Origin of the sequence: Moraxella sp., assembly GCF_024227015.1 — a bacterium.
Classification (GTDB): domain Bacteria; phylum Pseudomonadota; class Gammaproteobacteria; order Pseudomonadales; family Moraxellaceae; genus Moraxella.
This window is the reverse complement of record NZ_JAAELD010000373.1, coordinates 1-9,106: the sequence shown is the minus strand read 5'-3', so window position 1 is coordinate 9,106 and position 9,106 is coordinate 1. Positions and strand designations below refer to the sequence as shown.

At 47.0% G+C, this 9,106-nt stretch carries 10 protein-coding genes; 3 read left to right on the top strand and 7 right to left on the bottom strand.

Annotated features, from left to right (window positions below):
- Together GY683_RS08740 and GY683_RS08735 are read right to left on the bottom strand one after the other, a co-directional pair.
- The coding region (locus GY683_RS08740) for a hypothetical protein (protein ID WP_297288360.1) at positions 1 to 197 on the bottom strand (197 nt) is incomplete at its 3' end.
- Between the two features lie 41 nt (positions 198 to 238).
- A complete protein-coding gene (locus tag GY683_RS08735; protein WP_297288359.1) occupies positions 239 to 658 on the bottom strand; it encodes an adhesin in 420 nt (139 codons plus the stop codon).
- A gap of 229 nt (positions 659 to 887) precedes the next feature.
- Between GY683_RS08735 and GY683_RS08730 the strand changes: the two genes are divergently transcribed.
- On the top strand, positions 888 to 2,081 hold the full coding sequence (locus GY683_RS08730; RefSeq protein ID WP_297288358.1) for an anhydro-N-acetylmuramic acid kinase: 1,194 nt from the start codon (positions 888 to 890) through the stop codon (positions 2,079 to 2,081).
- A 56-nt stretch (positions 2,082 to 2,137) separates the two neighbouring features.
- Here GY683_RS08730 and GY683_RS08725 read toward each other — a convergent pair whose 3' ends face one another.
- Positions 2,138 to 2,500 carry an MliC family protein gene (locus tag GY683_RS08725; RefSeq protein ID WP_297288357.1) on the bottom strand — a complete coding sequence of 121 codons (363 nt, stop codon included), beginning with the start codon at positions 2,498 to 2,500 and terminating at the stop codon, positions 2,138 to 2,140.
- Positions 2,501 to 2,760: 260 nt separating this feature from the next.
- On the opposite strand from GY683_RS08725, the gene fabF reads away from it, so the two are divergent.
- The gene (fabF, locus tag GY683_RS08720; RefSeq protein ID WP_297288356.1) at positions 2,761 to 4,065 is read left to right on the top strand and encodes a beta-ketoacyl-ACP synthase II; all 1,305 of its coding nucleotides are present in this window, start codon (positions 2,761 to 2,763) and stop codon (positions 4,063 to 4,065) included.
- Positions 4,066 to 4,141: 76 nt separating this feature from the next.
- Here fabF and hisH read toward each other — a convergent pair whose 3' ends face one another.
- Both hisH and hisB read right to left on the bottom strand, forming a co-directional pair.
- On the bottom strand, positions 4,142 to 4,780 hold the full coding sequence (hisH, locus tag GY683_RS08715) for an imidazole glycerol phosphate synthase subunit HisH (RefSeq protein WP_297288355.1): 639 nt from the start codon (positions 4,778 to 4,780) through the stop codon (positions 4,142 to 4,144).
- A gap of 15 nt (positions 4,781 to 4,795) precedes the next feature.
- On the bottom strand, positions 4,796 to 5,392 hold the full coding sequence (gene hisB, locus GY683_RS08710; protein ID WP_297288354.1) for an imidazoleglycerol-phosphate dehydratase HisB: 597 nt from the start codon (positions 5,390 to 5,392) through the stop codon (positions 4,796 to 4,798).
- Positions 5,393 to 5,565: 173 nt separating this feature from the next.
- On the opposite strand from hisB, the gene def reads away from it, so the two are divergent.
- Complete coding sequence (gene def, locus GY683_RS08705; protein ID WP_297288353.1) at positions 5,566 to 6,078, top strand: peptide deformylase; 513 nt, start codon at positions 5,566 to 5,568, stop codon at positions 6,076 to 6,078.
- Positions 6,079 to 6,123: 45 nt separating this feature from the next.
- On the opposite strand, the gene GY683_RS08700 is transcribed toward def, so the two are convergent.
- On the bottom strand, positions 6,124 to 7,974 hold the full coding sequence (locus GY683_RS08700) for an ABC transporter ATP-binding protein (protein ID WP_297288352.1): 1,851 nt from the start codon (positions 7,972 to 7,974) through the stop codon (positions 6,124 to 6,126).
- Between the two features lie 120 nt (positions 7,975 to 8,094).
- Positions 8,095 to 9,106, bottom strand: a 1,012-nt coding sequence (gene thiC, locus GY683_RS08695) for a phosphomethylpyrimidine synthase ThiC (protein WP_297288351.1), incomplete at its 5' end; no start/stop codon positions are given.

The following is a 9,106-nucleotide window of genomic DNA, read 5'->3' as shown; positions in this document are numbered from 1 at the left end:
TGACTTGCTGTGCTTGAGTGGTGCGTATTATAGGGGGAGAAATGAGGTTGGTCAAGGGGAAATTTTAGGAAAAGTGGAGAAAGTTTGTAAGTGGTTGATTTGTTGGGGGATTTTGTTTTATCTTTATTTCTAAGTTTACTACCACACTCTCCTTCTGCACTTTTGTCATCTACTATTATACAAATAACAAAAGCCATGCATTTCACATGGCTTTTGTTTATTCTATATAAGTATCGATTTAGCCTTTAATGCGTTTTACTTTAGATACTTTGCAGCCTTTATAAGCTGTATTGGCTGATGGATCTTGGATCAGTACATCAGACTTGTGATAGTTATTCAATGTTAAGGCATCTGAACCAATCTGCCAGCTGTCTTCATCTCCAAAGAACGTACCTGCCACATCAGAACGGTCTAGGTTGATCGGTAGGAAGCGAGTCTTACCACCTAGGTTGGCTTCGGCATACGTTGGTAGTTTTTGCTTATTAAAGCCGTAAGTCACCTTGGTGGTGCCGCCTGTGGTGCATTTATAAGTTACTTGGCGAACTTTAACTGCAGTTTTGTCAGCGGTGGCAGCATCCATGGTAGCCTGTGCATGTGCAGCGCCAGACAGTCCGATGCCTAGAGCGAATAGCGGTGCGATTAGTTTTAATGCTTTCATGATTATTCTCTTATTGCTTGGTTAATGAAATATGAATCACACTGATCCATGAGCGCATTATAGCCAAGCAACATAAAAATAATATAGCATAATGGTAATGATATGTTGCTATTTTTGAGAATAAGTTGCATTTATCAAATTATCGACATATTTTGTTACATTTAGTTGAAGTCGTTACAAATTTCTCAAACTCTGCTATCCTATATTTTATTTTTTGACTGAGAAAATTATGAATTTTGATGATTTTGAATTACAAAATGAAGAAGCGCCGTATTTTATTGGCATGATGAGCGGCACCAGTCTCGATGCGCTTGACGCTGTATTGTGCCGCTTTGATGATCAAAAGCCTGTCGTGATTGCCAGTCACGGTGTCGATTTTCCCGATGATCTAAAAGCTGCGCTACTTGCCTTAACTGCACCCAATGGCACGGATGGCTATATTAAGGATAATAAGCTAAGCTTTGAAAGCGAGCTTGATGTCTTTGGCTGGGCGAGTGTGTTTTATGGTGAGTTATGCGCCCAAGCCGTGCTAGAGCTCTTGGATAAATCAGGCATTAGTAGCGAAGAAGTATGTGCCGTCGGTTGTCATGGGCAAACTGTGCGCCATCGTCCACATTGGCAATTTAGCTTACAGCTATTAGACCCCAACGTGCTGACAGAGCGCACTGGCATCGCTGTTGTTAGTGATTTTCGCCGCCGTGATATGGCTGTGGGCGGCCAAGGTGCGCCACTTGCGCCAGCATTTCACGAAGCCATATTTAATGATTTCGATGACAAATGCACCAAAGCCGTCCTGAATCTAGGCGGTATCGCCAACATCACATTATTATCTGATGGCGAACGCGAGGTCATTGGCTTTGACACAGGCTGTGCTAACCTCCTGCTTGATGGCTGGACTAAGCGCCACACCGGTGCTGATTTTGATAAAGATGGCGTATGGGCCAAGTCTGGGCAAATCATCACGCCTCTGTTAGAGCAGCTATTAAGACACCCTTTCTTTAAAAAACCCCACCCAAAAAGCACGGGTCGCGAAGAGTTTAACTTAGAATGGCTAGATACAGAATTAGCTAAGTTCGATGCACAGCATAGCAGCGAGTACGCACCACAGGATGTGCAGGCGACTCTGGTCGATCTGACGGCTGTCAGCGTCGCTAATGCATTAACGCAAGTTTCAGCCGATGGTGGTGAATTATTCGTCTGCGGCGGCGGCGCGTTAAATGGCCATCTCATGGCGCGTCTGTCACACCACTTGCCTGCTTGGCAAGTTCAATCAACTGATGCGCTTGGTGTGCCGCCGACATTAGTAGAGAGCTTGGCTTTTGCTTGGCTTGCTCGTCAGACCATGCTATCACAAGTAGGTAACTTACCAAGTGTCACAGGAGCGGACAGATCGGTCGTGCTAGGACAAGTCTGCTTTCCTTAATAAATCCACCCACAAAAAAACCGCAAATCAATGCGGTTTTTTTATTATTCAAAAAATTACTCAGCTTCACAAGCCACTTCGGCAGGAACACCGTGAAGATTCTTGTAGGCAAAAGCCGCTACGTCGCCTTTTTGATGCCATTCACCGCCATAGCCGAAGATGCCATTTTGTGAAACATAACGCTCGCCGGATCCAGCAGTATCTAGCGTTAGCGTCGTGGTCGTGCCTTCTAGCGTCAACTGAGCTTGGCTGTCATTAATATAAGTCAGCTTTGGCGTCATGCCATTTGCACAGATGAAGTTCGCCGAATGCACTTGATAAGTGCTTGAAGCCGGCGCTTTAACATCGCTGACATTATTAGTGGCACAGCCTGCCAATGCCAACGCAACAACTGAAATAACTGGTAGCATGATTTTCATGAGAAACCTCCAAAATTAAACAAACTTAAAATTTATGATATGTTATAAATTCATCATAAGTAAAAATCATCGTTAGTGCAATCGGCAAATTGTATATTTTGTGTTTATAAATTAGACATAATCGCCGTAGGTAGCTGACAAGGCGGTGCAAATCAAGAAAAATACAGTTGTAAACTTTTCATCCTCAAAAAATCATGTTAAGATAGCTTAATTTGTAACAAAAAATAAATGTGCGCTCGCACAAATCGACGGATGATACCATGACTCAAAAACCCATTCACCATCAAAGACCAGACCATGAACGCGTTGTCATTACAGGCATGGGCGCGATTACTCCTGTGGGTAACGACCTTGCAACCATCTGGGAGAATTTAACCAATGGTAAAAGCGGCATTACCAAGATTGAGAGCTTTGGTAATGACATTAATGTGGCTGAATTTCGCTCACAAATTGCAGGTCTTATCAAAGATTTTGATGCCAAAAGCTACCTAAATCCGAAAGAAGTTCGTCGCTATGACGAATTCATGCATTATGCACAAGTGGCAGCTGCACAAGCCCTACATCATGCAGGTCTGATTGATGACATCAAAGGCGACAGCTTGCCGATTAATGTCGATGGCGAGCGATTTGGCGTGGTGATGGGCTCAGGCATTGGCGGTATCGGAACCATTGAGAGCAGCCGAGACACCCTAAAAGCCCATGGCGCAAAGAAAGTCTCGCCCTTTATCATCCCAGGTGCCATTGTGAACATGCCTGCAGGTCTGATTGCCATCCGTCACGGTTTAAAAGGTGCAAACCTAGCCACAGCCACAGCCTGCACCACCTCCACTCACGCCATCGGACTGGGTGCACGACTCATCGCTTATGGTGATTTGGATGCAGTATTGGTTGGAGGTAGTGAGAAAGCCTCTACACCGCTAGGCATGTCAGGCTTTGGCGCGATGCACGCTCTATCAACACGCAATGATGAACCCACACGTGCAAGTCGACCCTTCGATACAGATCGTGACGGCTTCGTTCTGGGTGATGGTGCTGGCGCTCTGGTACTTGAGAGCCTAGCTCACGCCAAAGCTCGTGGCGCGACCATCTTGGCTGAATTGGTAGGCTTTGGCATGAGTGATGACGCAAGTCACATCACTGCCCCACCAGAAGATGGCGAAGGTGCACGCCGTGCAATGCAAAATGCGCTACGTGATGCAGGTCTAGATGCCAACCAAGTCGGCTACGTCAATGCTCATGGCACAAGCACGCCGGCAGGCGATGTCGCTGAGAGCTGTGCGATCCAGAGTTTATTTGGCGATGACATCCTGGTGAGCTCCACCAAATCGATGACAGGTCATCTACTGGGCGCAGCAGGAGCGATCGAAGCGATCTTTACTGTGCTCGCTCTACAAAACCAAACATTGCCCCCAACCATCAACCTAGACAACCCTGATGAGCGCTGTACCCTAGACTACATCGCTCATACCGCTCGTAAGGTGGATAATGTTAATTACGCCATCTCGAACAGCTTTGGCTTTGGTGGTACGAATGGCAGTTTGGTTTTTGGTCGCTGGCAAGACTAAACCAATTCCATCAAAAAGCACGCTCATAAAAGCGTGCTTTTTTGTTTCACGTGGAACATCGTACATCAAGGATGAATTAGATTTGCCAATTGACAAAATTAGATAGCAATCGCAGTCCTGCTTCATGGCTTTTTTCAGGATGAAACTGGGTGATGAACAGATTATCCTTAATGACGCTCGCACAGAACTCCACGCCATAATCACACGTCGCCACGATGATGCCGTCATTGCGCACGTCTGCCATGTCAGGCTTGCAGTAATAACTGTGGGTAAAATAAAAATGCTTGTTCGCACAGCCCTGCCACAGCATGTGATCAGTATCAGTCTTTACCACATTCCAACCAACGTGCGGGATCTTGATAGGCTGATTGTTGTCCGTCCAAGAATCATCAAAACGCTCCACACCGCCTGCAATCTCACCCAGACACTCTACTCGACCACCTTCGGTAGAATAGTTGAACATCGCCTGCATACCAACACAGATTGCCATCACAGGCTTGTCCTTCAAGGCTTGCTTAACAGCGACATCTACGCCTGCCGCTCTCATGTGGTGCATCGCATCACCGATCGCACCAACACCTGGCAGCAGCACCTTGTCAGCGGCGGCGACTTTGTCAGGCTCATTGGTGATGATGACGTCAGCACCGACAGTTTTTAGGGCATTAGCGACAGAGTATAAATTACCGACACCATAATCCAATAATGCAATTTTCATAATACAATCAAAACCTTATAGTACATTCTTTGTCGATGGTAACACACCGCCTGCGCGCTCATCGATCTCACACGCCATGCGCAGCGCACGCGCCAACGCCTTAAATACGCTCTCGATCTGATGGTGGCTGTTTTTGCCTTTTAGGTTGTCGATGTGCAATGTAATGGCAGCATTATTCACAAGCCCATAAAAGAATTCGCTGAACAAATCCACATCAAGCTTGCCCACATATGCACGCGTAAATGGCACGTCCATGTGTAGGCTTGGGCGACCTGAGATATCCACCACCACACGGCTTAGGCTCTCATCAAGCGGCGCATAAAAATGCCCGTAACGGCGGATGCCTTTTTTGTCGCCAAGTGCGATCTTTAGCGCCTGACCAAGCGCAATACCCACATCTTCGACACTGTGATGATCATCAATGTGCGTATCGCCCGTGCATTTGATCTCAAGGTCAAACAGTCCATGACGTGTAATCTGCTCAAGCATGTGATCCAAAAATGGCACACCTGTGTCGAGCTTGCTGATGCCAGTGCCATCAATATTAATAGAAACAAAAATCTGCGTCTCAGCAGTATTTCGGCTAATCTGTGCGGTACGTGGGGCGGTCATGGCTTCTCCTTGGGTTTAGCGCAGCGATTCAAAGACAAAAACACCATTTTACACAAAATTTGGTTTCTTTTGGGGAAATTTTGGCAAAAAGCGTTTCTATTTTGCATAAATTTTGCCATTAAAAGGGCTTTGAATTATAATGGTGGTAAATTTAACAAAAATATGAGAAATTTATGGCAATTTTACCAATTTTACATTATCCAGATCCACGCCTGCGCACCGTCGCCAAAGAAGTAGACGTGATTGACGACACCATCAAAACACTCATCAAAGACATGTTCGAGACCATGTACGATGCTCGCGGCATCGGGCTGGCTGCCACCCAGGTGGACAGACATGTTCAGGTGGTAGTCATGGATCTGGCCAAAGAAGACGAAGAGCCGCAGCCCAAAGTATATATTAATCCTAAGGTGACGCCACTAACCGAAGAGCTGGCACCCTACCAAGAAGGCTGTCTGTCCATTCCGGAAGTCTATGACACCGTAGAGCGTCCTGCTCGCGTGCGCATCGAGGCCAAAGACGAGAATGGGCAAGATTTTAGCGTGGAGGCGGATGGTCTTTTGGCGGTGTGCATTCAACACGAATTAGACCATTTAAAGGGCATCGTATTCGTTGATTATCTATCACGTCTCAAGCAAGACCGCGCCCGCGACAAGGTGCGTAAAGTCATCGCCAAAAAAGGCTAAACTCACCAAACAAAAAACCCCAAGCTCATCACTTGGGGTTTTTTGTTATTCGTCCATCTCACCTAAGAAGCCACCAGACTGTCTCGCCCACAGGTGCGCATACACACCACCTTTGGCGATGAGCTCATCATGGCTGCCGATCTCGATGATCTGACCTTTGTCCATCACCACAAGCTTGTCAAGGCTTGCGATGGTGGACAAGCGATGTGCAATGGCGATGACCGTCTTGCCAGACATCATGTCATCTAGACTTTGGGTAATGGCGAATTCTACCTCACTGTCTAGTGCAGAAGTTGCCTCATCAAGCAGTAGAATCGGCGCATTTTTTAGCATGACGCGTGCGATGGCGATACGCTGACGCTGACCACCTGAGAGCTTCACACCGCGCTCACCCACCTGTGTGTCAAGCCCCACATTGCCATACTTATCCTGCAATGTCTGAATAAAATCCCACGCATGTGCCGCCTTGGCAGCAGCGATGATCTCTTCATCAGTGGCGTTCGGCTTACCATAAGCGATGTTCTCACGCACGGTACGATGCAGTAGCGCGGTATCTTGGGTGACCATGCCGATGTTTTGGCGAAGAGAGTTCTGAGTCACGCGCTTAATGTCCTGACCATCGATACAGATTCTACCACCATCAACATCATAGAATCTAAGCAATAGATTCACTAGCGTGGATTTACCCGCGCCACTTCGACCAACCAGACCGACTTTCTCGCCAGCTTTGATAGATAAATTAAACTGCTCTAACAGCTTGATTGGCGAATCTGCTTTACCATAATTAAAAGACACATCATCAAAAACAATACTGCCTTCGGACACGACAAGCTCAGTTGCATCCGCATCATCAACGATGGCGTGCTGCGTGGTCAGTGTACTCATGCCATCTTGTACTGTGCCGATGTGCTCAAATAAGCTTGCCATCTCCCACATGATCCATTGAATCATGCCTTTTAATCTCAGCGCGATGCCCGAAGCAATGGCGATCGCACCCACAGTGACCTCGCCTGCCATCCACAAATACACACCAATCGCGGTGCTGCCGACGATCATGATGAGCGAGATGGTCTCGGTCGTCGTACCCAGCAGCGACACCCAGCGCATCTGTGCATGCACGGTGGTCATGAATTCACTCATGGCAGATTTGGCATAGCCAAGTTCACGGTTTGAGTGACTAAATAGCTTAACCGCACTGATGTTAGCATAAGCATCCGTCACGCGGCCTGTCATCAGTGCACGAGCATCGGCTTGATCGCTGGCGGTCTGCCTTAGTCGTGGTAAGAAAAACTTCATCACCACCACAACTGTAATCAGCCACATCCCAAACGGCACAAATAACCAAAAATCAAGCCCAAGCAAAATCACTCCACTGGTAATAAGATACGCCGACACAAAAGACACCATCTCCGCCATCGTCATGATCGTATCGCGCACACCCAACGCCGTCTGCATGACCTTAGCAGAGACACGCCCAGAGAACTCATCATGATAAAACTGCATCGACTGTCCGAGCATGTGCTTATGGAACCACCAACGAAGTCGCATCGGTAGAACACCTTGAAGTACCTGAAAGCGAATCAAATTACCAAAAAATTCTGCAAAAATCGACAAGACACACAGACCCAAAATCATCATGATGGTCTGTCCTTTTTCTTGCCAAAGCGTACTTGGGGTGTAGATGGTCAGCCAATCAACCACATCCCCCGCCCAAGCAAAGAGCAACGAACCAAACACCCCCAGCAGCACCGACAGCACAATGCGGACAAAAATCCAACCACGCGCACCCTCAGTACATGCCCACAAGAACGACAACAATTTACCACGACTCATCACAGGCATGGGGCTGCTTGGGTAAGGGTCAATCTTGCGTTCAAAATAAGAAAATAAAGACATGCTACTCACAATTATTATAAAAATTTGCTTATTATAGCAGATTTTGAGGGTGCTTTTTGATGGGTAAAATTTTTGATACAGAATAAAAAACCACACCATGGGTGCGGTTTTTGGTTTGATTTATAATGGATGATAGAGCTTGGCGCCTGTCTCGTGGTATTTTTGGCGCATCTCATCAAAGCCCGCCCGCTGATCATATTCTAGCCCTTTGGCGTATTCTCGCACGTTTTGCGTGATTTTCATGGAACAAAACTTCGGACCACACATCGAGCAAAAATGTGCCGATTTATGGGCTTCTTTTGGCATGGTCTCATCGTGCATTGCCCTTGCTGTGTCAGGGTCTAGGGCAAGGTTAAATTGGTCTTCCCAACGAAACTCAAACCGTGCCTTAGATAAGGCATTATCACGCACTTGGGCGAGCGGATGACCCTTGGCAAGGTCGGCGGCGTGGGCGGCGATTTTGTAAGTGATGATACCGTCCTTTACGTCCTTTTTATTAGGCAGACCTAAATGCTCCTTTGGCGTAACATAACACAGCATTGCCGTGCCATACCAACCAATCATTGCTGCCCCAATCGCACTGGTGATATGGTCATAACCTGGGGCGATGTCGGTGGTGAGTGGTCCAAGCGTATAAAATGGGGCTTCGCTACACACTTCAAGTTGTAGATCCATATTTTCCTTAATCATATGCATCGGTACATGCCCCGGTCCTTCAATCATCACTTGTACATCATGTTGCCACGCACGGTGCGTGAGTTCTCCTAAGGTTTTGAGCTCGCTAAATTGCGCTTCGTCATTAGCATCTTGGATACAGCCAGGACGTAGTCCATCGCCCAGACTAAACGACACATCATAGGCTTTCATGATTTCGCAAATTTCATCAAAATGGGTATAAAGGAAATTTTCCTTGTGATGCGCCAAGCACCACTGTGCCATGATTGAACCACCACGGCTGACAATCCCTGTCAAACGGTTTGCCGTCAATGGTACATAACGCAATAACACGCCTGCATGAATGGTAAAATAATCCACGCCTTGCTCAGCTTGTTCAATCAGCGTATCTTTAAAAATTTCCCATGTCAAGTCTTCGGCAATGCCGTTCACTTTTTCAAGGGCTTGGTAAATCGGC

Excerpts from the sequence above, each read along its gene's own strand:
- def (WP_297288353.1), top strand. The coding sequence starts at position 5,566 with ATGGCAATTTTACCAATTTTACATTATCCAGATCCACGCCTGCGCACC.
- hisH (WP_297288355.1), bottom strand. The coding sequence starts at position 4,780 with ATGAAAATTGCATTATTGGATTATGGTGTCGGTAATTTATACTCTGTC.
- fabF (WP_297288356.1), top strand. The coding sequence starts at position 2,761 with ATGACTCAAAAACCCATTCACCATCAAAGACCAGACCATGAACGCGTT.
- GY683_RS08735 (WP_297288359.1), bottom strand. The coding sequence starts at position 658 with ATGAAAGCATTAAAACTAATCGCACCGCTATTCGCTCTAGGCATCGGA.
- GY683_RS08730 (WP_297288358.1), top strand. The coding sequence starts at position 888 with ATGAATTTTGATGATTTTGAATTACAAAATGAAGAAGCGCCGTATTTT.
- hisB (WP_297288354.1), bottom strand. The coding sequence starts at position 5,392 with ATGACCGCCCCACGTACCGCACAGATTAGCCGAAATACTGCTGAGACG.
- GY683_RS08700 (WP_297288352.1), bottom strand. The coding sequence starts at position 7,974 with ATGTCTTTATTTTCTTATTTTGAACGCAAGATTGACCCTTACCCAAGC.
- GY683_RS08725 (WP_297288357.1), bottom strand. The coding sequence starts at position 2,500 with ATGAAAATCATGCTACCAGTTATTTCAGTTGTTGCGTTGGCATTGGCA.